Here is a 399-nt window from a genome sequence, read left to right on the forward strand (position 1 = left end):
TTCCCTTCACCGCGCCGCCGGCACTAGTCCATCGCGACACCGAAGGCCAGTTCGGTCCGGCGGGGGAAAGCGAGTGGATGGCCTTCCTAAAGGACCCGGCAGGCAATACGATCGGCCTCGTCGAACGCCTCCCGTCCGAAGATCCCAAGGGCAATCCATGAAAATCGTCACCTGGAACATCAACGGCGTTCGCGCCCGCATCGGCAACCTCACCCACTGGCTGACCGAAAGCGCGCCCGACATCGTCTGCCTGCAGGAGATCAAATCGGTCGACGAACAGTTCCCGCGCGCCGAGGTCGAGGCGCTCGGCTACAATGTCGAGACCCATGGCCAGAAGGGCTTCAACGGCGTCGCCCTCCTGTCGAAACTGCGCTTCGATGAAGTTATCAAGGGCTTGCC

1 protein-coding gene and 1 pseudogene are annotated in these 399 nt (G+C 62.4%); both read left to right on the forward strand.

Translation table 11 applies throughout. From position 1 onward, the window contains the following. Positions 1-161, forward strand: a pseudogene (locus tag EOA29_RS43690) (glyoxalase); the annotation flags it as partial. Beyond that, positions 158-399: endonuclease/exonuclease/phosphatase family protein (locus tag EOA29_RS40680; RefSeq protein ID WP_189479219.1), on the forward strand; the 242-nt coding region annotated here is incomplete at its 3' end. The pseudogene EOA29_RS43690 and the gene EOA29_RS40680, both read left to right, overlap by 4 nt.

Source organism: Mesorhizobium sp. M1E.F.Ca.ET.063.01.1.1, from assembly GCF_003998155.1.
GTDB lineage: Bacteria > Pseudomonadota > Alphaproteobacteria > Rhizobiales > Rhizobiaceae > Mesorhizobium.